This window comes from Brevibacterium sp. OS20, from assembly GCF_056837565.1.
On the sequence record NZ_CM166367.1, the window covers coordinates 1799383 to 1824418 of the forward strand.

Genomic DNA, 25036 nt, shown 5'->3' on the forward strand with positions numbered 1-25036 from the left:
GATCAGCGGATCCGGCCGGTCTCTTCCCCGTCATCAGTTTCGTCGGCGTCCCGAGTCGGCTCGGTCCGCACCTGCGATCCCGGCTCGGAGTCGAACTCCGAATCGTCTTCCGAGGGCGCCGACGGAGGCTGAGCTCCGGGAATGAACACATCGGGGGCTGCGGTCTCCGTGATCGCAGCTTCCACGTCGGGAGCATCGGCCGCTGCCGGGGCAGAGGAATTCGGGGCCGCTCCGCGAGTGTCTCCACCGTCTGCAGGTTCGATCGCGGACTCAGAAGTCGGTTCCTCAGTGGAGGCGGCTGCATCGGCGGAGGAACCGAACAGGACCTCATTGAACGAGCTGAGGAGCCCGGCGGCATCCTCGACGGCGGTTTCATCCCCGGAGTCGACCGCCTCGAGCAGCCAGTCGAGCACTGCGAATTCGGCCAACAGCTCGGCGCGGGCAATGACATGCTCGTCGGCGCGGGGCCGGGAATTGCGGTACTCCTCGTAGAAGGTCGGCAGGGCGGCAGGATCGATCAGCGCGGAGGCCGCCGCCAGATCGATGGCCGGATCGGCGACGCGCAGACGACCGATCTCGGCGAGTGCGAGCACTCGCTCCTGATCGGTATAGACGCTCGTCTCATCGAGAGAACCGTGGATGGGCGTGGCAAGGAAATGCCAGAGCGCCACCTTCTCGAATTCCTCCTCCCAATGCTGCAGCAGAGACGACGGGACTCGTCCGGTGCTCGCCGCCTGGTCGAGGCGCTCAAGGATGAGGAACTGTGATCGAGAGGGATCCTCCACCGGGAAACCGGCATCGGCGACGGGCTCGGGCGCAGCCGAATGCAGAGTCGCCAGAGCCTGGGCCAGCGAACTGGCCCGCGCAGTGTCGGAGATGGGCACATCGCCCAGCGGCGCACCCGGCAGCGGATCGGCTAGTGTCACAGTCGTCGGGGACGACGTGTCGAAGTAGTCGGCGTCCACCTCGGTGATGGCCCGCAGGCGCGGCCATACGAAGTCAGCGTGTGGATACATGGACTCGTAGATTCGTCCCGCCTCGGCTGCTGAGCCGATGTCCGCGGTCCGATCGAGCTGGGTCTGAGCCGTTGCGACGAGCTGCTGATCGTCATCGCCGAGCAGGACTCTGACTCCGGCATCCAGCGGCGGCAGGGGTGTCCATGTCGTCGGGACGAAGCCGTCGAGCATCGTCGCCGCGATCGCAGTCAACTTGAGCGCCTTGGTATCCACCTTCCCCAATCTACCGTCTGGGTTCGACTGAGACACGGGACTCGCCGTCGAGCGTGTCTGCCGAGGGGACATTCGGGTCCGGTCAGGCATTCACGGCCACGGTCTGAGTGTCAGGACGCTGAGATATCGTGGAGGGCATGAAGCCATTGCCTCCAGTGCAGCCGATCAGCCTCGCCCGACACGGAATCGATCGGGACCATCTGACTCGGGGCCACGACGGAGACCTCAGCGAGATCTGGGCCTCAGGGGCCCTCGCCGTCCTCGAACATCGCGGATCGCTGCTCGTCGCCGGCGGCGGGCTCTTCCTGACCGACCGCGAAGCTGTGCCGGAGGGCCAGACGGAGGTCTACCTCGGCCGAGACCCACAGGGCACCCGCTATATCGGAGTGTCCTTGGACGACGACGGTCGCAGCCACGTCGATTCCCGATTGGACGCCTCTCGCGCCCGGGACGCCACCGATCTGCTGACCGCTCCGGGAGAGGGGATCGACAGTTCCGAACCCGTCTGGCTGACCCTGCGTCATCTCGCCGAAGCCCTTGACGATGTGCAGGTATCCCTGGCCTGCGAGATCGTCGGTTTGGGAAACTGGCATCGTGCACACCTGTTCTCCCCGCGCACCGGCGCACCGACCACTCCGATCATGGGCGGATGGGTCCGCCGCGATCCGGTGACCGGAAGCGAACACTTTCCCCGCACCGATCCGGCAGTCATCGTCGTCATCGTCAACACCGATGACGACGGAGTCGAACGTGTCCTGTTGGGCAACAACGCCGCCTGGGAATCCGACCGGTATTCGCTCCTGGCCGGATTCGTCGAACCGGGTGAGACACTCGAACACGCGGTGATCCGCGAGATCTGGGAAGAAGCTCATCTCGAAGTCACCGAACCTCGGTATCTGGGCTCTCAGCCGTGGCCGTTTCCCTGTTCGCTCATGCTCGGCTTCTCGGCCGTCGCTCCCAGCCGAGACTTCGCCGCCGACGAGGCTGAGATCGCCTCGCTGCGCTGGTTCACCCGGGCGGAGCTGCGCGCTGCCATTGCGAACGGCGAGGTGCGCGCTCCATCGACGATCTCCATCGCCGGTCAGCTCCTGTACAGCTGGTTGGACAACGCATGAATGCTTCGGCCACGGCCCTGCTCGAGGCCTTGGACGAGGAACAGCGCGCCGTCGCCACCCATTTCGACTCACCGGTGATCGTCCTCGCGGGTGCCGGCACCGGTAAGACCCGCGCCATGACGCACCGGATCGCCTTTGGAATTGCGTCGGATGTGTTCCCTGCCAACCATGTCCTCGCGCTGACATTCACCGCCAAGGCGGCGGGGGAGATGCGCTCACGCCTGCGCGGACTCGGAGTCCCCGCGGTCCAAGCCCGTACGTTCCACTCCGCAGCGCTGCGTCAGCTGCGGTTCTTCTGGGACCGGTTCGCCGAAGGAGACTTTCCGCGGATCATCGAGAACAAGGCGGGCATCATCGGCTCGGTCATGCAGAGCCTCGGGTTGGAGACCAGTCGGGAACTGACCAGAGACGTCGCGTCGGAGATCGAGTTCGCGGCCTCGTCCCTGCTCGGCGTCGACGACTATGCGACGAAGGCAGCGGCCCGGGACCTCCCCGGTCAGCTGAGCGTCGACGATATGGTGCGGATCTTCGAAGCCTACGGGGAGGCGAAGACACGGGGACGGCTGCTCGATTTCGATGATGTGCTCCTCGTGCTCTCGGGAGTTCTGGCCGAGTATCCGGCGATCGCAGCCGAGATCCGCGAACAGTACAGGCACTTCGTCGTCGACGAGTTCCAAGACGTCTCGCCGCTCCAATACGATGTTCTCTCCCGGTGGCTGGGCCCCCGTGACAATCTCTGCGTCGTCGGCGATCCCGCTCAGACCATCTATACCTTCGCGGGAGCCGATGCGAGCCTGCTCGGTTCGCTCAGCACGTCGATGCCCGAGGCCAGAACGATCCGCCTGGTGCGCAACTACCGGTCGTCCCAGGCCATCGTGTCCACCGCGAACAATCTGCTGCGACACACCTCTCGGACCGCGCTGACCTTGCGGACCGACAACCCGATGGGCCGCCTGCCGCGCATGGTGGAGTATCCGACCGACGAGGCCGAGGCCACCGGGGTCGTCCAGGCTATCTCGGCAGAGATCCAGGCCGGACGTCGTCCGCGCAACATCGCAGTCCTCTTCCGCACGAACGGACAGAGTCCCTCCTACGAACAGGCTCTGGCCGCAGCCGGGATTCCCTATGTGCTGCGCGGCGGAGAGCGCTTCTTCGCGCGCAAAGAGGTCAAGGAGGCCGTTCTCATGCTCAAGGCCGCACGCGCGACCTCGAGCGGACAGCGTCTGACCGAAGCCGTGACAGAGGTTCTCGGCTCTCTCGGATTCACCCGAGAGCCGCCGGCCGCCGGAGCCGGCAGACAGCGTTGGGAATCGCTCAAAGCCCTCGTCGACCTCGCCGAGGAGCATCAGCACGGTCAGGAACTCCCTGTGCCGATGGAGGTCTTCCTCAGCGACCTGTCGGATCGTGCCGAGCACCAGTTCGCCCCGGACATCGAAGGCGTCACTCTGGCTTCCTTCCACGCGGCGAAGGGCCTGGAATGGGACAGTGTGCACCTGGTGGGTCTCAGCGAAGGTCTGCTGCCCATCAGCTATGCCCAGACGCCTCGAGCCATCGCTGAGGAACGTCGCCTGTTCTACGTGGCGCTGACGCGTGCAGGCACAGACCTGCGGATGAGCTGGTCGCTGGCCCGGTTCGACTCCAAACAGAGACCGCGGAGGTCATCACGCTTCCTCGCCGAACTCGGGCAGTCGGGACCGACGATGGGAGATGGCCGCACAGCGTCGAACTCTGCGGCGCTCAACCGCTGCCGCGGCTGCGGGAGGGCATTGGTCTCGCACCTCGACCGTGCACTCGGACGATGTGCGGACTGTCCTGCCGACATCGATCTCGAGCTGCTGGACCGTCTGCGACGCTGGCGGGTGCGCATCGGAATGGAGCAGGGACTGCCGCCGTACCTCGTTCTCACGGACACCTCGCTGTCAGTCATCGCGGAGGTCCGTCCCCGCACCCTCGACGAACTTGCGCGGGTCCCCGGCATCGGTGCGACGAAGCTCGAACTCTACGGAACTCACCTACTGGGTCTGCTCGGCGACTGACCCGAAATCCGGGACCGGCGTGCGACACTGGCAGCGATCGTGGAAGGTCATTCCACTATCCGTGACCTCGCCGGCATCCAAGGTGACCACGCGTCGGATCGGTGCTGTTTCGGGGCGCAGCAGCGCCTGACGAAGCATCTGAACAACATGCGCCGAACCGAGGATGCGTGCGGCGGGATCGCTGAGGCTCTCACGCTCCGGCAGGGCACGCAGACGCGGATGCTGATCGAGCCAACCGGCATCGCTGTCCTTCCGGTGCAGGCAGGAACACACAGAGCACGGTGTCGAACCGGGCCGGATGAGTCCCGTGATCTCCACAGACTGCTCACCGAGGACGACCTGACAGTGGTCGACTTCGCGATCACTGAGCCACATGGCGGAATTGAGGTCCGGAACCAGGTGAGAACTCGTGACCACCACCGGTGAAGCCATGAGATCGAGCTCCTCGACACGGCGAGCCGCGGCGACGGCGAATCCGAGAGCCGCCAGCTGCCCTTCGACATGGGAGCGCAATGGACCCGTGACCAGCACGGGCCGGGACCTGAGGACCTGGGAGACCCGATCCGGCGACAGATTGAATATGCGCGCCGCGGCGAAGACCGGGGACCCCTTCGGTACGGCGCCGCCGTCCGCGTCGGCCGGGATGAGGACACCTGCCTCGCCGAGGAGGGTGATGAGGGAGCTCGCCCTGCTGAGGTCGACCCCGAGTTCCTGAGCGCGTGAATAGAACTGAGCCGAGCCGATGCCGAGACGGAGATCTTCGATGAGACTGGCGTCACCGAGCAGCAGCCCATCGATGAGCACAGGATCATCTGCGCCGAACTGGATGCACGAGGACGAACGCCATGTGATGGGAACACTCGGAAAGATTCTGAACATCTCGGCCCCTTCGCCTCGCCATCGTGGAGACTTCCACAGTAGTGAACGAGAGCCGGAATGGCCACGGCAGGAGAGAAGTTGTGGATAATCCTGTGGAAAAACGGCTGAGGACAGGCCGGGAAGCGCGTCCCGGCATGCCCTCAGCCGCATAGTGCCCCAGGCGCTCGCGAGGACTCGTGCGGCTTCCCCTTCCGCACGCATCCTCGGGTTTTCCGGGGTCAAGCATAGAACTTATTCCGCAAAAGCCTCCGCGTCAATGCACCGTCATGCACAGACACGTCAACAGCCTGTGGATAACCTGTGGGAATCGCCGTGGAGTCTGTGGAGGAAAGGCGCCTTGAGTGTCGATATGACTGTTGATAAACACGCTCCCGGGTCGGATCAGCTCCCGTTCTGCGGGGACTGCGTTCTCGGAGGCGGCTGTGGACGGGGGATTCGACCTCAACTTTTCGGCAGACTCAGGAAACTCACAAACTCCGAAGGCTGTTCGTCTTCAGAACCGCTGCAGAGACGCCGCCACGGTGCCGGTGGCACTGTCACCGTGTCAGTGCGGTTTCCTATGATGGTCCGGTGAGCAGAGCACAGCGGTGGAGTGAAGAAGAGGTGCTGCGGGCGATCGCCCGGGGTGAGATCGAAGTGCGTCGATCGGTACGGCGGAAGAAGACCGTCGCCGTCTCGAAGGAGGTCGAGACCTACGTGCTGCGCACTCCTGAGCGCTACAGCGTGGAGCGCAACATCCGTTCGCTGACGGATCTGTTCAATCGCCTCTCCGCCCGTGATCACTCGTCGGATGCCGACCTCGCCGAGCTGGCTGAGGAGATGAGCCGTCGTTTCTTCGGCGGCAGGCTGCGACCGACGTCGATCCGCTGGGTGACGAATCAGAATGTCAGCAGATGGGCGTCAACGACGACGTCGACGGGTGACATCCGCGTCTCCCATCGCCTGCAGGCCGTGCCGCGCTGGGTGCTGGAGACGGTCGTCGTCCATGAACTCGTCCATCTCCAGATCGGTCCCCACTCGAAGGAATTCCATGCATTGGCCGATCGCCATCCGCGGCAGACCGACGCAAAGATCTATCTCGAAGGATTCAGCGATGGGGAGCGTTTCAGGCGTGGGAGCTGAGCGCTGACACAGCGGAGCGGAAGAGGCCCGGCAGCCGGTCCGGCAGGTCGGGCATGAGGTCAGCGGGCAGTCGGTCCAGAGTGAACCAGGCGACGTCGAAGGACTCCTCCGACACATTCGGCGAATCGTCAGTCGAAGCCTGGGCTGCGAAGACGACGTCGAAGTGTCGGGTGCAGGTCCCGAACGCGGCCGAGAGGTCATGCACATGCACGTCGATGGGATCGGCAGTGACTCGTGCGAGCGGGCGCAGACCGCTTTCCTCTTCGGCCTCTCTGCGAGCGGCATCATGCAGCGAGGTGTCGACAGATTCGAGGTGTCCTCCGAACTGACCCCACAGCCCGGCCTTCCGGTGGTGGTTGAGCAGAACCGCCTCGGTGACCGGATCGATGACCAGACAGCTGGCTGTGAGATGGTGCTCACCGCCGGAGCGGTGCAGGGCATCGGCACCCTGCCGGTCGAATAGCTCCGCGAAGGACGCGGAGAATGAGTTCCGCGGTCCGCGCTCGACTTCCTGCCGGGCGGTATCGAGATCGATCATTCAGCGATCGTCGCGATCGTCGGAGCTGTCGTCGTCGGAGCTGCTGTCATCGGTCGGCGCAGAGTCGTTGCGATCCGTCTCTTCGGACTCTGTTTTCGCATCGCTGCCGCCGGCTCCCTCAAGTCCCTCGGCGAGAATGCGGGACAGGGCCTCATCGATGCTCGATTCGTTGGTCCATTCGGCCTGACGTCGCTCGGAATAGCCCAGCGGGTCGTCCAGATCCTGCGTGGTCGGCAGCAGATCCGGATGGGAGAACACGCGATCGCGGGCTTCGGCGCCGCCCTGCGTCTCGAGATACGCGAAGAGCGCGGCGGCATCGCGGAGGCGACGGGGGTTGAACTCGAGACCCACAAGGGTTGAGAAGGTCTTCTCCGCCGGTCCCGCGGTTGCCCGCCGACGGCGCAGCGCTTCGCGGATCTGATCGCGACCTGGCAGATGCTTGCACGCCTCATAGACGACAACGTCGACCCACCCGGCGATGACGGCGAGGAGGTTCTCCAAAGACGTCAGCGCCTTCCTCTGATCGTCTGTCGTCGGCGGGTTGAACAGTCCCTGGCGAATATTGTCGCTGAGGTCGGAGATGTTCGACGGATCGATGTTCGACGCCATGTCCTCGATCTGCGAGGTGTCGACCTTCAGTCCCTGCGCATAACGAGTCAGAGCGGTCTCGACCTGGGCGCTCAGCCACGGGGCGCGCTCGAACAGAGCGAGGTGGGCGAGCTCCTGAGCCGCGAGGTAGATGCGGACCTCGGAGACGTCGACGTCGATCTCGGAAGCGAACGTCTCGACGTTCTTCTCGATGACCACGGCAGTGTCGTGGGGCAGCAGCGGGAGTCCCACCTCGGTGCCGGTGAGGACGCTTTCGGACAGCGCGCCGACGGCCTGTCCGATCTGCATGGCGAACATCGAATCGCTCATCGATCCGAACATCGACGATGCGCCTGCGAGGATGCCCTTCATCTCGGCCGGGACCTGGGACTCGAGCGTGTCCGTCAGGGCCGAGGACATGTTCTCCTTGATGGGCAGCACGAACTTCTGCCAACCGGGCATCGTCTCCTTGACCCAGTCGGCTCGGCGCAGCGGACGGGCGGAGCGGTTGGCGACGGAGAAGTCGGTGGCCTCGGCGAGCCAGAGCTCGGCCAGACGGAACGCATCGGTCGTCGCCCGCTCAGCGTCCTCGGATACAGAGGGGTCGGGAGTCGGAACCGCCTTCTGAGCGATCGACACTGCCTGGGCCTGCGAATCGGCACCCTGCCCGAAGAGCCCCTGCATCTGATTCATGATCGTGGACATCATCGCCGGATCGATCGGGAAGCCCTGCGGCATGCCCGAACTGTTCTTGTCATCTCCCTGACCGGATCCGGGACCATTGGCGCCGAAGAGCATTCCGAAGATCTGCTCGAACGGATTCTGTTCGTTGTTGTTGTCATCGGTCATTGTTCTACAGCCCCCAAGAATCGGTTTGACATCAACGTTAACGGTTCCGAATGTGCGAAGCTTCCCAATTCCGGGAGGTTTCGCAGGATGTTCGCACCGGGCGAAAGGAGTCTGTGAAACGGACGCTGAGGTTTCAACTAGACTGGTGGGGCGGTGCAGCGAAAGGATTACATGACAGAGAACGCCCCTCGGGCCGTGCCGGCGTCACCGGCACCGACACGCGGCACCAAACGACGACGGACTCCACGTCTGGCCACGACCTCGGGCGTCCTCACCTACGTCTTCATCGCGCTGGCCGTGCTTCTGCCGGTTCCGTACATGCTTCAGCTGCCGGGACCGGTTTTCAACACCCTCGGCGACTACCAGGGCGACCCCATGATCAGCGTCTCCGGAGCCAAGACCTATCCGACTGCAGGCCGCATCGACATGCTCACCGTCGCCGTCAGCGGCGGACCCGGTCGCGACATCTTTGCCTCTCAGGCACTCGGCGCACTCATCAACGGCGAACAGACCGTCGTCCCCACGGAGGCGTACTACCCGCTGGACACCACTCGCGAGGACGTGACCGAATCGAATGCGGTCGAGATGTCCTCGAGCCAGGATGTCGCCATCGCCGCCGCCATGGGCCAGATGGACAAGTCGTACTCCGTGCATCTGTCGGTCGATGACGTCGTCGCCGATGCTCCGGCTCAGGGCAAGCTGCGCAAGGGAGACCGACTCATGTCGGTCAACGGCAAGAAGCTCGATTCCGATCCCCAGGCCGCGCAGATCATGAGCAGGACAGTGCAGGGGACGGACTCCGTCGAGCTCGGCATCGAACGCGACGGGAAATCGAAGACGATCTCCCTGACTCCCGCGAAGGTCGACGACCGCAAGGCGATCGGCATCACGATGAAGCAGGACTTCGAGTTCCCCGTCGACGTGAAGTTCAACGTCGACGGCGTCGGCGGTCCCTCAGCCGGGACGATGTTCGCGCTGGCCATCATCGATGAACTCACTCCCGGTGCGATGACAGGCGGCAAGCATGTGGCTGGCACGGGAGAGATCACCCCTGACGGAACGGTCGGCCCGATCGGCGGTGCTCGCCAGAAGGTGGCCGCCGCCACCGAGAAGGGAGCGACGCTGTTCCTCTCTCCCGCCGACAACTGCGCGGAGGTCATGGCCGCCGCGGACCAATCCAAGATCACGGTGGCGCGCATCGACACGCTCGATGACGCGCAGACCACCGTGGAGCAGTACGCCGCCGGCAACACTTCGGACCTGCCGAAATGTCCCGCCGATGGTGCCGACAACAATGAGAAAGGGCAGTAGTGAGCACCTCGTCCTCACCCACCTCCGCACGCATGCCGGCGAATCGGCCAAGACGTTCGCCGCTGCTGCTCACCCTCGTGTCTGTGGCGATCCTGCTGATCGCCTTCATCGCCTTCACCCAGGTCTACACCGAGGTGCTGTGGTTCCGCCAGATCGACGCGGCGAACGTCTTCCGAACCATGTGGCTCACCCGCGGGCTGACATTCCTCGGCGGCTTCATCCTCATGGCCGTCCCGGTCTGGCTGAGCCTTCATCTGGCCTACCGCCATCGTCCGGTCTACGCGCCGACGACCCCGCGACAGGAGAACCTCGACCGCTATCGTGAGGCCATCGAGCCTCTGCGGCGGGTCGCGACGATCGCGATTCCCGCGGTCATGGGTGTCCTCGCCGGCATCACCGCCTCGGCGCACTGGAACACGATCCTCGAATGGATCAACTCGACGTCCTTCGGCTCGAAGGACCCTCAGTTCGGTCTCGACAAATCGTTCTTCGTCTTCGTCCTGCCCGGTCTGCGCCTCATCGGCAATCAGCTGGGCATGGCGCTGCTCTTGGCGCTCATCGCCGCCCTCGTCGCCCATTACCTCTTCGGCGGAATCCGTCCGGGGGAGCAGAAGGGCGTCATCCTGACGAAGGCCGCCCAGTGGCAGCTGGGCATCACCGTGGCGGTTCTCGTCATCGTTCAGGCCGGTCGGCTGTGGCTCTCCCGCTACGACCGGATGACCGCTGCCGGCGGGATCGTCCCCGGCGTCACCTACGTCGACGATCATGCCGCCCTGCCGGCCATGGCGATCGTCGCCATCGCCGCCGTCCTGGTCGCACTGCTGTTCGTCTACACCGCGTGGAAGGGCAATTGGCGGATCTCGATCATCGCCACGCTCACCCTCATCGTGCTCGGCGGAGTTTCGATCATCGCGTACCCGGCCCTGCTCCAGCAGTTCCAGGTCAATCCGTCGCAGCAGAGCAAGGAATCCGATTACATCCAGCACAACATCGATGCCACACGCGATGCGTTCGACTTCGATGACATCGAGGTGACTCCCTACTCGCCCAGCACCACCGGCAAGAAGGGTGACCTGCGCAAGGACGCAGAGACCGCGGCGTCGATCCGTCTGCTGGATCCGAACCTCGTCTCGGACACCTTCCGGCAGCTGCAGCAGGTGCGACCGTATTATTCGTTCCCGCAGAAGCTCGACGTCGACCGCTACAACATCGACGGGGACATGCGCGACACTGTCATCTCGGTGCGCGAACTCGCCCCGAGCTCGGTGAACAACCAGAGCTGGTTCAACCGGGCGATCGTCTACACTCACGGATTCGGTGTGGTCGCAGCCAACGGCAACCAGCGCAACCCGGACGGCGAACCGCTGTTCATGGAGTCGGATATTCCGCCGAAGGGCGAGTTCCCCGAATACGAGCCGCGTGTGTACTTCGGAGAGTCATCTCCGGACTATTCGATCGTCGGCGCCCCGAAGGGTGCGACTCCGCGTGAGCTCGACTACCCCTCCGATGAGAAGAGCGGCTCCGGTCAGGTCAACAGCACGTTCTCCGGTGACGGCGGACCGTCGGTGGGCAATGTGTTCAATCGTCTCGCCTACGCCCTGAAGTTCCAGGACGAGCAGATCCTTCTCTCGGACGCGCTCAACGAGGAGTCCCAGATCCTCTACGATCGTCACCCGCGTGAGCGTGTGGAGAAGCTCGCTCCCTTCCTCAAGGTCGACGGCGATCCGTACCCGGCAGTCGTGGACGGGAAGATCAAGTGGATCCTCGACGGCTACACCACCGCCGAGGACTACCCGTATTCGACACCTCAGCCGCTCCAGCAGGCCACTGAGGATTCGACCACGGCGTCGGCTCCGAACTCGGTGGCGACTCTGCCGGACGATGAAGTCAACTACATCAGGAACTCGGTGAAGATCACCGTTGATGCCTACGACGGTTCCGTCGACATGTACCAGTGGGACAAGGACGATCCGGTTCTCAAGACCTGGATGAAGGTGTTCCCCGGAATCATCAAGTCGTCCTCGGAGATGTCCGGTGATCTGATGAGCCACGTCCGGTACCCGGAAGACATGTTCAAGGTCCAGCGCGACCTGCTCACGAAGTACCATGTCACCTCCGCCAGTGAGTTCTACTCCGGTCAGGACTTCTGGACTCTGCCGACCGATCCGACGACGAAGGCGAGCAGCGGGCTGACGCAGCCGCCGTTCTACATGACCCTGCAGATGCCGGGCCAGCAGTCGCCGTCGTTCTCGCTGACGAGCTCGTATATCCCGGCTCGATCGTCCGAGGGGCAGTCGCGAAACAACCTCACCGGGTTCCTCTCCGCCGATGCCGATGCCGGCAACAAGAAGGGCGAGACAGCCGAGGGCTACGGCAAGCTGCGCCTGTTGCAGCTTCCGCGCAACACCACTGTGCCCGGACCTGGTCAGGCTCAGAACAACTTCAACACCGCGCCCGATGTGCAGCGCAGTCTGAACCTGCTGCGTCAGGGTGAGTCCGAAGTCGAGAACGGCAATCTGCTGACTCTGCCGATCGGCGGGGGTCTGCTCTACGTCCAGCCGGTCTATGTCCGGTCTGCCGGTGAGACCTCCTATCCGCTGCTGCAGCACGTGCTCGTGGCGTTCGGTGAGGACATCGGGTTCGCTCCGACCCTCGACGAGGCGCTCGACCAGGTGTTCGGCGGAGATTCCGGAGCCTCGGCCGGTGACGCCGGAACCGAGGACAGCGGAGATGGCGAGTCGGGATCGACCTCCGGCGGAGAGGACGCGGATTCGAAGTCCGGCTCGCCGGACAAGGCTCTCAACGACGCTCTCCAAGAGGCGAAGAAGGCCATGGAGGACTCCGATGCCGCGCTGAAGGACGGCGATTTCGCGGAGTACGGAAAGGCCCAGGACCGCCTGAAGAAGGCGCTTGAGGATGCCGTCGCGGCTGACCCGTCGCTGGCAGAGGACGCGGCGGGCAAGGAATCCTCCGCTCCTGCCTCGGAGCCGGCTGACGAAGGCGGCGACTCGGGCAACTGAGTCAGAGGCGAACCGGTACGGCGCTGAGAGGCCGTGCCGACCGAGTTCGGACTTTCCGCGACGAACGCCCCTGGGACATCCCAGGGGCGTTCGTCGTTCGCAATGGATTCGCCGGAGGTGAGACCGGCGTCGCTCGCTTCTCTGGACGCACTCGCAGCGCTGCGTCAGCCTAGGTGCGCGGTATCTGTCTGAGGTGCTGCGTCAGCTGAGGGCAACGCACCTGTCTGAGGCGCTGCGTCAGTCCGAGATTCGGCATCGGCTTGATGCGAGATGAAGGCGGTGCGGTGAAACAGGCCGTGCGCTCTGCAGATCGACATCTGCCTGGGTGCTTGATGGCCTTCGACGTGCCGAGCGCTCGAGTTGCCGTCACTGTATCGAGTTATGCGGCGAGCGGTCGACGCTGAGTCGAGCGGTCGGCAGGGAATCGGCTCTGCAAAGTCGGTCGGCAAGGGGTGTGAATGAGAAGAACCCCCAGTCAGAGAACTGACTGGGGGTTCTGCCGCTATCGTGGCGGGGGAGGGATTTGAACCCCCGACCTCCGGGTTATGAGCCCGGCGAGCTACCGAACTGCTCCACCCCGCGGCGTGTTCTTAACTTTACACGAGGGGTCACCTGGCGGCCAAACCGAATACAGGTGACCTCCGCCACATGGTCACTTGCCGTTCATCTGCAGCGGTTGCAGCTGGTTGAAAGTTGAACTATAGTCATTCTTGTACTTCAAATTTCAACCAAAAGGAGAAATCATGACTGCTCTGCCTCAGGGACTCACCGCCGGAACCTGGAACATCGACCCCATCCACTCGGAGTTCACCTTCACCGCTCGCCACGCGGGCGTCTCGAAGGTCCGCGGCCACTTCGAAGAGATCGCCGGCAGCGTGAACGTCGGTGAGACCCTCGAAGACAGCGCCGTGTCCGCCGAGGCCTCAGCGAACTCGATCAACACCCGCAACGAACAGCGCGACGGTCACCTCAAGAGCGGTGACTTCTTCCTCGCGGAGGAACACCCGAAGCTGAGCTTCAAGTCGACCGCGATCAAGGCCGACGGAGCCGATGAGTTCGAGACCGTCGGCGAACTGACGATGCGCGGCGTGACCAAGGAAGTCGCCTTCGCCACCGAATTCGCAGGAGTTGCCACCGATCCGAACGGCAACCAGGTCGCCGGCCTCTCGGCCACCGCCACGGTCAACCGCAAGGACTTCGGAATGTCCTTCGAAGCCGTCCTCGGCGGAGGAGAGCTTCTCGTCTCCGACAAGATCAAGATCGAACTCGAACTGGAGCTCGTCAAAGCCTGATATGCCCTGAGCTGGGCTGCTGATCGGCGCGTGCGCCGACACGGAGCCAGACTCAGCGGGCAGCGTCGCTGCCCGAGACAGAAGGGGCGAACCGTCTATGCGGTTCGCCCCTTCTGGCGTCTTTGGGCGCCGCGACTCCTGTCCCTCGGCGCGGCGATGCCCGTGCCGTCCCGCGTATCAGGAACTCATTGTGCCTCGGCCACGAAAGCCAGCGATACTCAGTTCCTCCGACGCAGCGCGTCCGGGTGCTCCCGCAGGTGCCCTCCGAGTGCGTTGAATAGCTGTGCGCCCTTGTCGACATCGGCAACGGACTTACAGAACGAATATCGGATCGAGGACCTATAGGCCTCATACGCCGGGCTGCCCTGCCTGCACAGAGCGGGTACGGGAATTCCGACCAAGGAGAATTCTCTGGCCAGCAGCTCATTGAGCTCGAAGGCATCGCGATCCGTCAGCGCAGAGAAGTCAACCACTGTGAAATAGCCGGCGCGCGGAGTGGACACTTCAGCGCCCGGCACCGAGCGACAGGCGGGCACGAGGACATCGGCGCGTGCCCGCAGCGAAGCTCGGTTCTCGGCGACGAACTGCGAATCGCCGTCCAGCATATCGGCCATTCCGATCTGCATCGGACCGCCGGCCGTGAACGACAGGAACTGCTTGACGGTCTGAATGGCCTGGCGAACCTCGGGAGAGGCGATGACCCAGCCGATCTTCCATCCTGTCGTGTTCCATGATTTGCCCGCCGAGGAGACCGTGACGACGCGTGCAGAATCCTCGATGGCAACTGCGGGAGGCACATGCCCCAGATCAGTGAGGACGAGCTGCTCGTAGACTTCATCGGAGAGTACCCAGGCGTCGACCGCCTCGGCGGCTCGTCCGATGCGGGCGAGATCAGCGGCAGAGAAGATGAACCCGGTGGGATTGTGCGGAGTGTTGACGAGGATGATCGCCGGATCGACCTCGGCGATCACTCGGTCGAAAGTCTCCCAGTCCGGGGCGAAGTCACCACGGCCATCGGGCAGGATCGGCACCGTGTGCAGTGTTCCGCCGGCGGCGGCGATCGCCGCCGGATAGGAGTCGTAGAACGGTTCGAAGGCGACGAGAGAGCCGCCCGGCGGCAGCAGTGCGAGGATCGCGGCGGTCAGGCCCTCCGTGGCGCCCGCAGTGTAGAGCACCTCGTCCGGATCGACGTGCTGTCCGAAATCGCGTCCGCGTTGAGCGCCCACAGCTTCGAGCAGCTGCGGGTATCCCTGACCGGGGGCGTACTGATTGAAACCGGCCCGCATCGCCTCTTCCGTTGCGGCGATGAGCTCGTCCGGAGGCTCCGTGCCCGGAGCGCCCTGTCCGAGGTTGACGGCTCCGACCTCGGCGGCGAACTTCGTCATCTGCCCGTAGATCGTCTCACCGATCGACCCGTCCGGATTCGTGAGCCCTGCGGCCTCGGCCATCTCATGCCACAGCGGGGCTCCCATGATGTCCGGCATCAGGAGACCTCCGCGGGAGCGACCCGACCGAGTCGGTCGAGTGCGGCTTCATGGAGGCGAGAATTGCTGGCCAGGGCATTGCCGCCGAAGGGCCCCGGAAGTCCGGCCGTGTTCGTGAAGGTGCCTCCGGCTTCGAGGACGATGGGTACGAGCGCTCCCATATCGTAGAGCGCGAGCTCGGGCTCGCAGGCGAGGTCGACAGCACCCTCGGCGAGCAGCATATAGGAGTAGAAGTCGCCGTATCCGCGAGTGCGCCACAGCGAATCGCAGAGATCGAGGAACTCATCGAGGATGCCGAGTTCCTTCCAGCCCGACAGCGACGAATACGACAGGGACGCATCGGCGAGAGAATCGACGGATGACACAGCGATGCGTTCGGCCGGGGACCCGAGCTCGGTCGCGTAGGCGCCCTGGCCCGTTACTGCCCACCATCGGCGACCGAGCGCGGGAGCGGAGACGACTCCCAGCAGCGGCTGGTCACCGTCGTAGAGGGAGATCAGCGTCGCCCACACCGGCACCCCGCGCACGAAGTTCTTCGTTCCGTCGATGGGATCGATGATCCACCGTCGCGATGACTGCCCGTGTGCACCGAATTCCTCACCGAGCACGCTGTCATCGGGTCGAACCTCTGTGAGGCGATCCATGATCGCCTTCTCCACCGCACGGTCGCATTCGGTGACCGGGGTGAGATCGGGTTTGGTTTCGACGGCGAAGCCCTGTGCCCGGAAGTGCGGGTGGCTGATGGCATCGGCGAGATCGGCGAGTTCGATCGCCAAGTCGAGGTCGTTCATGCCTCCAGCCTATCCAGTCGAGGGCAGCAGCCGGCGCAGGGACTCCAGCCGTGAGACTCCTCCCGGTCCGGCCTTGCCGTCGGCCACCCATTCATCGAGTCGGCAGCCGGGAGAGTCCGCGAGGTGAGTGCATCCGCGGGGGCAATCGGCCGTGGCCTCGACGAGTTCGGGGAAGGCGGAGAGCAGGGTCTCCCGGTCCACATGGGCCAGGCCGAAGCTACGCACTCCCGGGGTGTCGATGAGCCATCCGCCGCGTTCCAACGGCAGGCACACGGCCGAGGACGAGGTGTGACGTCCGCGTCCGGTCACGTCGTTGACATGGCCCGTCGCGCGCTCGGCGGCGGGAACGAGAACGTTGGTCAGCGTGGATTTGCCCACCCCGGAATGGCCGACGAGGACGCTGATGCGTCCACGGAGACGCTCGGCCACCTCGGCGTGAGGTTCTGTCTCGTCGCGGGCCGCATCGTTCGCGGCGATTGTCGTATCGGTCGGCTCGGCGTCGGGATCGATGGAGGATTCGACGATGTCGATCCCGGACGCGGAGAAGCGTTCCTTCAGCTCCGTCGCCGGGCGCAGATCGGTCTTCGTCACGATGAGCAGGGGAGTGATCCCGGCATCGAAGGCCGCGACGAGTGCGCGATCGATGAGACCGAAAGAGGGATCCGGGTCCACGGTGGCCGTGACGATGCCCATGACGTCGACGTTGGCGACGAGGACGCGCTCGGTCGGGTCGGTGTCATCGGCGCTGCGGCGCAGCAGGGTCTGCCGTTCGGTGATCTCCACGAGCCTGGCCAGGGTCCCCTCGGCCCCCGAGGTGTCGCCGACGAGGCGGACGACGTCTCCGGGAACGATCGCCTGCTTGCGCAGGTGCGAGGCGCGCACCGCCGTCACCGAGGTGGCCCCCCGTGACCGCTTCCCCTTCTTCCGAATCGGGGGACTCGACGGGAAGTTCCCGTCGTCGTCAGCGAGGATGACCCGGTACCGGCCCCGATCGACCGCGGTGACCAGGCCCGATACAGCGTCTTTGTGGTCAGGGCGGTTCTTCGTCCGCGGTCGTGAACCGCGTCGGTTCGGCCGGGGGCGGTAGTCCTCATCGCGAAAGATCTTCGCCATATCAGGCTCCGGGGGTGAGCATGGCTTCCCACAGCTGGGTGAAGGCAGGCAGAGTCTTGGCCACGGTGCCGGCGTTCTCGATGACCATTCCGTCATTGCGCAGGGCGAGGACGGCACCGGCCATGACCATGCGGTGGTCGTGGTAGGTATGCCACAGCGCCGGGCGCAGGTGTGTGGTGCCGGTGATCGTCAGTGCCTCGGCGTGCTCGACGACATCGACGCCGATGGCACCGTACTCTCTGGTCAGAGCCGCCAGACGGTCGGTCTCGTGCCCACGCAGATGCCCGATTCCGCGCAGCTGCGACGTTCCTTCTGCCATAGCTGCGAGAGCCGAGACCACTGGGGTGAGCTCGCCGACGGCCGACAGGTCGAGATCGACAGCGGTGAGCCGGTCCGGGCCCTGCACGTGCAGTCCTTCCCTATCGAGGCGCACCGTGGCTCCGAACGCCTCGGCGATCTCGCGGAAGCCGTCACCTGCCTGCGTGGTGTGCACGGGCCAGTCGGCGATGGTCACGGATCCGGCGGTGGCCACGGCCGCCGCTGCGAAGGCTGCGGCATTGGACAGGTCGGGTTCGACCTGCACGTCGAGACCGCGCGGAAGTCCTGGTTCGACGATCCAGCGCTCGGGTTCGGGCTCGCTGATGTCGACGCCCGCGTCGCGGAGGACTTCGATCGTCATATCCACATGCGTTCGGCTGGGCACCGAGTCCGCAGTGTTGGTGAGTTCGAGTCCCAAAGGCATGACGGGAGCGGCGAGGAGCAGACCAGAGACGAATTGGCTGGAGGCGCTGGCATCGATGCCGAGGTGGCCTCCGCGCAGCTGAGAGTCGGCGTGGATCGTCATCGGCAATGTGCTCGCTGCGGAGGTGATCGACGCACCGAGCTCCCGCAGCGACTCGATCGTCACCGACATCGGCCGCACGCGGGCCTGTTCGTCGCCGTCGAGGACGACCTCACGACCGGTGAGCGCGGCAAGTGGGGGGATGAAGCGCATCACGGTTCCGGCGAGACCGCAGTCGATGGTGATCGGTGCGGAGTCCTGTGCAGCTGCGTCTGTGGGTACGTGTCCGTCCGGGAAGGGGATCGGCTCGATGTGGAGCTCATCGCCGTCTTCGTCGATCACGGCGCCGAGACGACGCAGGGCGTCGACCATGAGCAGGGTGTCGCGGCTGCGAAGCCATCCCCTGAGATCGGATCCGGAACGGGCGAGAGCCGCAAGGATGAGATAGCGGTTCGTCAGAGACTTGGAACCGGGAACGGTCACAGTGGCAGAGACGGCGGAACCGGCGACCGGCGGCTGCCAGTCGCCGGTCGCCGGGGGAGTGTGCGTGGAGATGTCAGTCAACTCCGAGTGCGCTCAGAGCCTGCTTCGAGGTGTCTTCCACGCTCGACCACAGGTCTTCGGCCGCGTGCTGGGTCCGCCACCACAGGCCGGGGCGTCCAGCAGTGTCGACGGCGGCGAGCAGGGCACCGCCGAGCATCGAGGTCCGCAGAAGAGTGCGTTCGTTGCGAGCCTTCTTCTCCTCCTTCGACGTCGTCTTGTCAGCAGACAGACGCTCACCGACGGTGTCGAGCAGGTAGGTGCCGACGAGGATCGATGCGCTGAGGCGGGGGAAGCGTCCGATGGCGAGCATCGAACCGGCAGCGACCTGTGCAACACCGGTGGCTCGGGCGAGAGTCACTGCGTCGACGGGGACGTCGACCTGCTTGCGAGCCTGGTTGAGGAGCGGGCCGACCGATGCGGCCGCTGCCTCCGGCTTGCGCAGTCGTTCGACGCCGTTGAGGATGTAGCCGGCGGCCAGCATGGGCCGTGCGATAAGACGAATGGGAGACACAGTGGTCCTTCCTACGTGGCGGTCATCTCACTGGCAAGCATAACTGCTGAGGTGGGAATAGTGGGGCGTCGGTCCGATGTTGTACGGGGTGAAGCCATTCGACGGGTGCACCCGTCGGGAAGTCGACAGGCAGAAGGAGAAGTCTATGAGCGCCACTGCCGTCCTGGAGAGAACGGGCGTACCATTGACTGCGATGACCGAATCAGTCAAAGAAGCCCCCGAAACCGACGCCGAGAGGTCGGCGCGTTTCGAACGGGATGCTCTGGAATATGTCAATCAGCTCTACGCAGCTGCTCTGCGTATGACCCGGAATCCGGCCGACGCCGAAGACCTCGTCCAGGAAGCCTACGCGAAGGCGTATGCCGCCTTCCACCAGTACAAGCCCGGAACCAACCTCAAAGCCTGGCTGTACCGGATCCTGACGAACACCTTCATCAACAACTACCGCAAGAAGCAGCGTCAGCCGCAGGAACACGGCAGCGAAGACATCGAGGACTGGCAGATCGCACAGGCGAACAGCCACTCGTCCTCCGGCGGTCGTTCCGCCGAACTCGAAGCCCTCGACCACCTTCCCGACTCCGACGTCAAGGAAGCACTCTCGGCACTGCCCGAAGACTTCCGCATGGTCGTCTACTATGCCGATGTCGAAGGACTGCCGTACAAGGAGATCGCCGAGATCATGGAGACGCCGATCGGCACTGTGATGTCCCGACTGCACCGCGGTCGCCGACAGCTGCGAGAGATGCTGGCCGACTATGCCGCCGAGCGCGGTTTCGTGAGTCCAGAGGGAGGTGCGAAATGAGCGACGAAGGATGCTGCGAAAGCGTCAGGACCGAGTCACTGATGCGCATCTACCACTACCTGGACGGAGAACTGACGACGACGGAGATCCGCGAGATCTCGATCCACCTCGAACAGTGCCCGTCGTGTCATGACGAGTACGAGATCGAAGCGCTGCTCAAAGAGCTCGTGCGTCGTTCGTGCAGCCACGACCGTGCCCCGATGGGACTGCGAGAGAAGATCCGGCAGCGGATCGCGCTCGAACAGAACTCCTGACCGGCGCCCAGGCACAGGGGAGTCCACGGACACAACGAAGGCGGGAAGAGATTCGAATCTCTTCCCGCCTTCGTCATTCACCGAACGTATCAGCGAATCATGCGTTTGGACGCTTGCCGTGGTTTGCTTTCTTACGGCGGCGATCGCGACGCTTACGGCCACGCTTGCTCATTGTGCCCTCCTTTGATAGACGCTCAATTGTCTCATGATCACCCGAGCAGAGCAAAGTCGGACCAGGTCACCCGCCTTGCCGAATTCGTCTGACAAGATGATGCGACTGTCACGGCTGAGCTCTTCGTCGGCCGGGCACCCGCAGAGATCTTCGGTCGGGCACCTCATCGACGGCTCAGCTGTCGCCGAGGACGTCCTGGACTCCCAGCCAGTTGAACCAGCCGCGATGGAGAACCAGCCAGGCCAACAGACCGTATCCTTCCTGCGCCGGCAGATGGTCCCGCGACGATGCGACCTCGCGCTGCCACACGGGATGGCCGAGGAGGGGCGTGAAGGTGTCGACATAGGTGATGCCGCGCCGCTTGGCCACATCGGAGAAGCTGGCATTGAGCTCGGCGATGCGACGGTTGCGGTCACCGTCGTGTTCAGGCGGAGGGCCCAGCACGAACGTCGAGACCTTCCGAGCCAACGCCTCGTCGAGGATGTTGGCCACATCGAGCCGGGCCCTGGCCACCGAACGCCCCGAATCGAGATCCCCGGACCCCAGAGCCAGCACCAGACGATTGTCCCCTTCCCGAGTGAACCGCAGGGACGCCTCGGCGATGGTCCGACCGTGAAGACCAGCGGAATCCTCGGCCGGCACGGCCAGGGGATACACCTTGAGTTCAGGCAGACTCGGCAGAGTCCTCGCCGTCACCCGACCGACCCACCCGAGGCCACGGCCATCGCCGTGGCCGGCGACCAAAGGGCCTCCGACCACGGCGATGGTTGTGGTGACGTCGCTGCTCACCGGCTGAAGATCCGGTCGACGAGTTCCTTCTGCTGAGCTTCGTGGAAGTGCTTGAGCCCGGTCGAGGTGGCGGCAGAAGCGGCACGGGAGATGACCTTGACCTCACGGCCGCCGAGGAGCTCGGGCAGGTGCAGTGCCATGAACGGCCATGCACCCTGGTTCTCCGGCTCTTCCTGGGCCCAGACGATCTCGGCATCGGCCGGGAAGCGGTCGAGCACAGCGGTGATGGCCGCCTCGTCGAGCGGGTAGAGCTGCTCGAGGCGGACGAGCGCCATCTTCGTGTCGTTGTCCTTCTCCCGCTTGGCTTTGAGCTCCCAGTAGAGCTTGCCGGAGACGAGGACGACGCGCTCGACCTGCGAGGCATCGACGTCCGTATCGTCGATGACGGCCTGGAACCTGCCCGAGGTGAAGTCCTCCGGCGAGTTCGCGGCAGCCTTGAGGCGCAGCATCGACTTCGGGGTGAAGACGATGAGCGGACGCTTGTTCGTCGTCGAGGCGTGGCGACGCAGCAGGTGGAAGTACGAGGCGCCCGAGGACGGGTAGGCCACCGTCATATTGTTCTCCGCGCACAGCTGGAGGTAACGCTCGATGCGACCCGAGGAATGGTCGGGTCCCTGTCCCTCATAGCCGTGGGGCAGGAGCATGACGACACCGGAGTTCTGCTGCCACTTCTGCTCGGAGGAGGAGATGAACTCGTCGATGACGGTCTGCGCACCCTGTGCGAAGTCACCGAACTGAGCCTCCCACGCCACGAGGGCGTCCTTGCGTTCGACGGAGTAGCCGTATTCGAAGCCGACAGCGGCGTACTCGCTGAGCAGGGAGTCGTAGACCCAGAATCGAGCCTGCTCCTCGGTGAGGTTCTGCAGCGGCGTCCATTCGTTGCCGTTGACCGAGTCGATGAGCACCGAGTGGCGCTGGACGAAGGTCCCGCGACGGGAGTCCTGACCTGCCAGCCGCACCGGCACGCCGTCCATGAGCAGCGAACCGAAGGCCAGCAGCTCGGCGAAGCCCCAGTCGATTCCGCCCGACAGCGACATCTCCTTGCGCTTCTCGAGCAGCGCCCGCAGCTTCTTGTGAACCGTGAAGCCCTCGGGGATCTCGGTGAAGGCCTCGCCGATGCGCTGCAGCGTCTCGGGACTGATGGCCGTCTCGGCATCGTTGAAGGTCTCGATGTCGCTGGGCTCGTAGGGAGCGTTGAACGCTTCTCCGTCGTAGGAGCCGGTCTCGGCTTCCTTGGTCTCGGCGAAAGCCGATTCCAGCTTGGACTGGTAGTCCTTGAGCGCCTCGGCGGCCTCTTCGTCGGTGATGCACTTCCTGCCGACGAGGGATTCGGTGTAGAGCTTGCGCACCGAGCCCTTCTTCTCGATGAGGGAGTACATCGTCGGCTGGGTCATCGACGGATCGTCGCCCTCGTTGTGGCCGCGGCGGCGGTAGCACACGAGGTCGATGACGACGTCCCGGTTGAATTCCTGGCGGTATTCGAAGGCCAGGCGGGCCGCCCGGACGACGGCTTCGGGGTCATCGCCGTTGACGTGGAAGATCGGGGCGTTGATCGACTTGGCGACGTCCGTGCAGTAGAACGAGGACCGCGCCGAGGCGGGGGGAGTGGTGAACCCGACCTGGTTGTTGATGATGACGTGGACCGTTCCGCCGGTGCGGTAGCCGCGCAGCTCGGAGAGGTTGAGCGTCTCGGTGACCACACCCTGTCCGGCGAATGCGGCATCGCCGTGGACGAGGACCGGCAGTACGGTGAAGCCGGACTCGCCCTGGTCGACGAGATCCTGCTTGGCGCGCACGATGCCCTCGAGGACCGGATCGACGGTCTCGAGGTGGCTGGGGTTGGCCGCGACGTAGACGCCGGTGGTGTTGCCTGCCGGCGAGGTGAACGAACCCTTGGTGCCCAGGTGGTACTTCACATCGCCGGAGCCCTGGACGCTGTCCGGGGACATGGTTCCGTCGAACTCACGGAAGATCTGCGCATAGGACTTGCCGGCGATGTTCGTCAGCACGTTGAGGCGACCACGGTGGGCCATGCCGATGGCGACCTCGTCGAGGCCGGTGTCGGCGGACTGGTTGAGGATCTCGTCGAGCAGGACGATCGCAGATTCTCCGCCTTCGAGGCTGAAGCGCTTCTGTCCGATGTACTTCGTCTGGAGGAAGGTCTCGAAGGCCTCGGCGGCGTTGAGACGACCGAGGATGTGTCCCTGCTCCGAACGGGTGAGTTCCTGATGCGGGACCTCGATCTTCGACTGGAACCAACGGCGCTGGACCGGGTCGGCGATGTGCATGTATTCGAAGCCGGTGGTCCGGCAGTAGCTCTCACGCAACAGTCCGAGGATGTTGCGGAAGGGCATCATCGGCTTCGATCCGAACCCGCCGGTGGGGAACTCGCGTTCGAGATCCCACAGGGTCAGACCGTGCTGATTGATGTCGAGATCCGGGTGGGACCGCTGACGATAGACGAGAGGATCGATATTGGCCATGAGGTGACCGCGCGTGCGGTAGGCATCGATGAGTTCGATGACGCGTGCGGTCTTGTTGACGTCGTCCTGGTCTTCGGCCGAGACGTCGGGAACCCAGCGCACCGGCTCGTAGGGCAGGCGCAGGGATTCGAAGACATCGTCGTAGAAGCCGTCTTCGCCGAGCAGGTAGCTGTGGACGAGCTTGAGGAACTCGCCCGAACCGGCTCCCTGGATCACGCGGTGATCGTAGGTCGAGGTCAGGGTCAGCACCTTGGACACGGCCAGAGAGTTGATGGTCTGCTGGCTGGCACCCTGGAACTCGGCGGGGTAGTCGAGCGCGCCGACACCGATGATGCAGCCTTGGCCCTTGGTCAGACGCGGAACGGAGTGGACCGTGCCGATTCCGCCGGGGTTCGTCAGCGAGACCGTGGTGCCGGCGAAGTCGTCGGCGGTGAGCTTGCCCTGCCGTGCCTTGTCGACGAGGCCGTCGTAGGCGTCGACGAACTGGCGGAAGGTCAGCGTCTCGGCCTTCTTGACGTTGGGCACCAGCAGGGTGCGTGATCCGTCCTTCTTCGGCACGTCGATGGCGAGGCCGAAGTTGATGTGGGCGGGGGAGACCATCACGGGCTTGCCGTCGCGGACGTCGTAGGAGACGTTCTGCGAGGGGAAGTTCTGCAGGGCGCGGATCACGGCGAATCCGATGAGGTGGGTGAAGGAGACCTTCCCGCCTCGGGTGCGCTTGAGGTGCGAGTTGATGACGATCCGGTTGTCGATGAGCGCCTTGGCAGGCAGGGCCCGGACCGAGGTGGCGGTCGGGACTTCGAGCGACTCATCCATGTTCTTGGCGATGAGCTTCGCGGGGCCGCGCAGGGGAGTAATCGTCTCCTCCGGTGCGGGCTTCGGTGCGGCTTCCTTCGCGGTGACCTTCGGCACGGACTTGGTCTCTGCCTTCAGCGTCTCGGACTCAGCCGAAGACGGGGAGACGCCGCGAGAGGTCTCACGGGAGGTCGCCGGGGCTGCAGCTGAAGCAGGGGCCTTGGCATCCGACTTGTTCGCGGCCGGCTTCGCCTCCTGCTTGGCGGCGGGCTCGGCAGCGGACTGAGCGCCTCCGCCGTTCTTCTCGTACTTGTCGAAGAAGGGCCACCAGGACTGGTCGACCGAATTCTTATCTGACTTGTACTGCTCATACAATTCCTCGACCAGCCACTCATTCGACCCGAAGTCTTCAACGGTGCGGTTCGGAGTATTGACGGACACGGCGTTGATCGCCTACTTCCTGATTCAAGACTTGCTGCTTAACGACATCTCCAAGCCTAACGTGATGTGCCATCGAATGTGCAGTTAAGGGACAATAG

The 25036-nt window shown here is 64.4% G+C and carries 20 protein-coding genes and 1 tRNA gene; 8 read left to right on the forward strand and 13 right to left on the reverse strand.

All coding sequences use genetic code 11. The features are described 5' to 3' along the window. Nucleotides 1-2: 2 nt before the first annotated feature. Nucleotides 3-1229, reverse strand: coding sequence for a protein kinase family protein (locus ACVZTU_RS07985; protein WP_229663904.1), 1227 nt, complete (start codon nucleotides 1227-1229; stop codon nucleotides 3-5). A 137-nt stretch (nucleotides 1230-1366) separates the two neighbouring features. Between ACVZTU_RS07985 and nudC the strand changes: the two genes are divergently transcribed. Together nudC and ACVZTU_RS07995 are read left to right on the forward strand one after the other, a co-directional pair. Beyond that, on the forward strand, nucleotides 1367-2344 hold the full coding sequence (gene nudC / locus ACVZTU_RS07990) for an NAD(+) diphosphatase (protein ID WP_139466949.1): 978 nt from the start codon (nucleotides 1367-1369) through the stop codon (nucleotides 2342-2344). After that, nucleotides 2341-4380, forward strand: coding sequence for an ATP-dependent DNA helicase UvrD2 (locus ACVZTU_RS07995; protein ID WP_139466950.1), 2040 nt, complete (start codon nucleotides 2341-2343; stop codon nucleotides 4378-4380). The genes nudC and ACVZTU_RS07995 overlap by 4 nt, the downstream gene beginning before the upstream one ends. On the opposite strand, the gene ACVZTU_RS08000 is transcribed toward ACVZTU_RS07995, so the two are convergent. Further along, nucleotides 4357-5259, reverse strand: a complete 903-nt coding sequence (locus ACVZTU_RS08000; protein WP_139466951.1) for a hypothetical protein — start codon at nucleotides 5257-5259, stop codon at nucleotides 4357-4359. The genes ACVZTU_RS07995 and ACVZTU_RS08000 overlap by 24 nt on opposite strands. Before the next feature lie 570 nt (nucleotides 5260-5829). Here ACVZTU_RS08000 and ACVZTU_RS08005 point away from each other — a divergent pair. Next, complete coding sequence (locus tag ACVZTU_RS08005) at nucleotides 5830-6381, forward strand: M48 metallopeptidase family protein (RefSeq protein WP_139466952.1); 552 nt, start codon at nucleotides 5830-5832, stop codon at nucleotides 6379-6381. On the opposite strand, the gene ACVZTU_RS08010 is transcribed toward ACVZTU_RS08005, so the two are convergent. Continuing rightward, nucleotides 6365-6919: an NUDIX hydrolase gene (locus ACVZTU_RS08010; RefSeq protein ID WP_139907689.1), complete on the reverse strand. Its 555-nt coding sequence runs from the start codon at nucleotides 6917-6919 to the stop codon at nucleotides 6365-6367. The genes ACVZTU_RS08005 and ACVZTU_RS08010 overlap by 17 nt on opposite strands. After that, nucleotides 6920-8356, reverse strand: coding sequence for a zinc-dependent metalloprotease (locus tag ACVZTU_RS08015; protein ID WP_482401692.1), 1437 nt, complete (start codon nucleotides 8354-8356; stop codon nucleotides 6920-6922). A gap of 171 nt (nucleotides 8357-8527) precedes the next feature. On the opposite strand from ACVZTU_RS08015, the gene ACVZTU_RS08020 reads away from it, so the two are divergent. Together ACVZTU_RS08020 and ACVZTU_RS08025 are read left to right on the forward strand one after the other, a co-directional pair. Beyond that, complete coding sequence (locus ACVZTU_RS08020; RefSeq protein ID WP_139466955.1) at nucleotides 8528-9667, forward strand: YlbL family protein; 1140 nt, start codon at nucleotides 8528-8530, stop codon at nucleotides 9665-9667. Beyond that, complete coding sequence (locus ACVZTU_RS08025) at nucleotides 9667-12687, forward strand: UPF0182 family membrane protein (RefSeq protein ID WP_434595047.1); 3021 nt, start codon at nucleotides 9667-9669, stop codon at nucleotides 12685-12687. The genes ACVZTU_RS08020 and ACVZTU_RS08025 overlap by 1 nt, the downstream gene beginning before the upstream one ends. 508 nt (nucleotides 12688-13195) lie before the next feature. Here the strand turns inward: ACVZTU_RS08025 and ACVZTU_RS08030 are convergent. After that, nucleotides 13196-13269, reverse strand: a tRNA-Met gene (locus ACVZTU_RS08030). Between the two features lie 161 nt (nucleotides 13270-13430). On the opposite strand from ACVZTU_RS08030, the gene ACVZTU_RS08035 reads away from it, so the two are divergent. Next, nucleotides 13431-13979 (forward strand): YceI family protein, encoded by a 549-nt coding sequence (locus tag ACVZTU_RS08035; protein WP_139466957.1) that lies wholly within the window; start codon nucleotides 13431-13433, stop codon nucleotides 13977-13979. Between the two features lie 218 nt (nucleotides 13980-14197). On the opposite strand, the gene ACVZTU_RS08040 is transcribed toward ACVZTU_RS08035, so the two are convergent. Genes ACVZTU_RS08040 through ACVZTU_RS08060 form a run of 5 tightly spaced genes read right to left on the reverse strand, consistent with a single transcriptional unit; the run spans nucleotide 14198 to nucleotide 19202 of the window. Then, entirely contained in the window at nucleotides 14198-15463 is a 1266-nt protein-coding gene (locus ACVZTU_RS08040; protein WP_434595049.1) for an aminotransferase class I/II-fold pyridoxal phosphate-dependent enzyme, read from the reverse strand. Continuing rightward, nucleotides 15463-16254: a histidinol-phosphatase gene (gene hisN / locus ACVZTU_RS08045; RefSeq protein ID WP_482401693.1), complete on the reverse strand. Its 792-nt coding sequence runs from the start codon at nucleotides 16252-16254 to the stop codon at nucleotides 15463-15465. The genes ACVZTU_RS08040 and hisN overlap by 1 nt, the downstream gene beginning before the upstream one ends. A 9-nt stretch (nucleotides 16255-16263) precedes the next feature. Then, nucleotides 16264-17367 carry a ribosome small subunit-dependent GTPase A gene (gene rsgA, locus ACVZTU_RS08050; protein WP_139466960.1) on the reverse strand — a complete coding sequence of 368 codons (1104 nt, stop codon included), beginning with the start codon at nucleotides 17365-17367 and terminating at the stop codon, nucleotides 16264-16266. 1 nt (nucleotide 17368) lies between these two features. Beyond that, on the reverse strand, nucleotides 17369-18712 hold the full coding sequence (gene aroA / locus ACVZTU_RS08055) for a 3-phosphoshikimate 1-carboxyvinyltransferase (protein WP_219922131.1): 1344 nt from the start codon (nucleotides 18710-18712) through the stop codon (nucleotides 17369-17371). Then, a complete protein-coding gene (locus ACVZTU_RS08060) occupies nucleotides 18705-19202 on the reverse strand; it encodes a DoxX family protein (RefSeq protein ID WP_139907894.1) in 498 nt (165 codons plus the stop codon). The genes aroA and ACVZTU_RS08060 overlap by 8 nt, the downstream gene beginning before the upstream one ends. A gap of 145 nt (nucleotides 19203-19347) precedes the next feature. Between ACVZTU_RS08060 and ACVZTU_RS08065 the strand changes: the two genes are divergently transcribed. Both ACVZTU_RS08065 and rsrA read left to right on the forward strand, forming a co-directional pair. Further along, on the forward strand, nucleotides 19348-20004 hold the full coding sequence (locus ACVZTU_RS08065; RefSeq protein WP_373284066.1) for a sigma-70 family RNA polymerase sigma factor: 657 nt from the start codon (nucleotides 19348-19350) through the stop codon (nucleotides 20002-20004). Then, the gene (rsrA, locus tag ACVZTU_RS08070) at nucleotides 20001-20258 is read left to right on the forward strand and encodes a mycothiol system anti-sigma-R factor (RefSeq protein ID WP_039210641.1); all 258 of its coding nucleotides are present in this window, start codon (nucleotides 20001-20003) and stop codon (nucleotides 20256-20258) included. The genes ACVZTU_RS08065 and rsrA overlap by 4 nt, the downstream gene beginning before the upstream one ends. A gap of 97 nt (nucleotides 20259-20355) precedes the next feature. Here the strand turns inward: rsrA and ACVZTU_RS08075 are convergent, their stop codons facing one another. The 3 genes from ACVZTU_RS08075 to ACVZTU_RS08085 form a co-directional block, all read right to left on the reverse strand. Next, nucleotides 20356-20430 carry a 50S ribosomal protein bL37 gene (locus tag ACVZTU_RS08075; protein ID WP_098731028.1) on the reverse strand — a complete coding sequence of 25 codons (75 nt, stop codon included), beginning with the start codon at nucleotides 20428-20430 and terminating at the stop codon, nucleotides 20356-20358. 174 nt (nucleotides 20431-20604) lie between these two features. After that, the gene (locus ACVZTU_RS08080) at nucleotides 20605-21219 is read right to left on the reverse strand and encodes a GDSL-type esterase/lipase family protein (protein WP_139466963.1); all 615 of its coding nucleotides are present in this window, start codon (nucleotides 21217-21219) and stop codon (nucleotides 20605-20607) included. Continuing rightward, nucleotides 21216-24938, reverse strand: coding sequence for a multifunctional oxoglutarate decarboxylase/oxoglutarate dehydrogenase thiamine pyrophosphate-binding subunit/dihydrolipoyllysine-residue succinyltransferase subunit (locus ACVZTU_RS08085; protein WP_139466964.1), 3723 nt, complete (start codon nucleotides 24936-24938; stop codon nucleotides 21216-21218). Before ACVZTU_RS08085 ends, ACVZTU_RS08080 begins: the two co-directional genes overlap by 4 nt. Nucleotides 24939-25036: the final 98 nt, after the last annotated feature.

Excerpts from the sequence above, each read along its gene's own strand:
- nudC (WP_139466949.1), top strand. The coding sequence starts at position 1,367 with ATGAAGCCATTGCCTCCAGTGCAGCCGATCAGCCTCGCCCGACACGGA.
- ACVZTU_RS07995 (WP_139466950.1), top strand. The coding sequence starts at position 2,341 with ATGAATGCTTCGGCCACGGCCCTGCTCGAGGCCTTGGACGAGGAACAG.
- ACVZTU_RS08000 (WP_139466951.1), bottom strand. The coding sequence starts at position 5,259 with ATGTTCAGAATCTTTCCGAGTGTTCCCATCACATGGCGTTCGTCCTCG.
- ACVZTU_RS08010 (WP_139907689.1), bottom strand. The coding sequence starts at position 6,919 with ATGATCGATCTCGATACCGCCCGGCAGGAAGTCGAGCGCGGACCGCGG.
- ACVZTU_RS08015 (WP_482401692.1), bottom strand. The coding sequence starts at position 8,356 with ATGACCGATGACAACAACAACGAACAGAATCCGTTCGAGCAGATCTTC.
- ACVZTU_RS08020 (WP_139466955.1), top strand. The coding sequence starts at position 8,528 with ATGACAGAGAACGCCCCTCGGGCCGTGCCGGCGTCACCGGCACCGACA.
- ACVZTU_RS08035 (WP_139466957.1), top strand. The coding sequence starts at position 13,431 with ATGACTGCTCTGCCTCAGGGACTCACCGCCGGAACCTGGAACATCGAC.
- ACVZTU_RS08040 (WP_434595049.1), bottom strand. The coding sequence starts at position 15,463 with ATGCCGGACATCATGGGAGCCCCGCTGTGGCATGAGATGGCCGAGGCC.
- hisN (WP_482401693.1), bottom strand. The coding sequence starts at position 16,254 with ATGAACGACCTCGACTTGGCGATCGAACTCGCCGATCTCGCCGATGCC.
- rsgA (WP_139466960.1), bottom strand. The coding sequence starts at position 17,367 with ATGGCGAAGATCTTTCGCGATGAGGACTACCGCCCCCGGCCGAACCGA.
- ACVZTU_RS08065 (WP_373284066.1), top strand. The coding sequence starts at position 19,348 with ATGAGCGCCACTGCCGTCCTGGAGAGAACGGGCGTACCATTGACTGCG.
- rsrA (WP_039210641.1), top strand. The coding sequence starts at position 20,001 with ATGAGCGACGAAGGATGCTGCGAAAGCGTCAGGACCGAGTCACTGATG.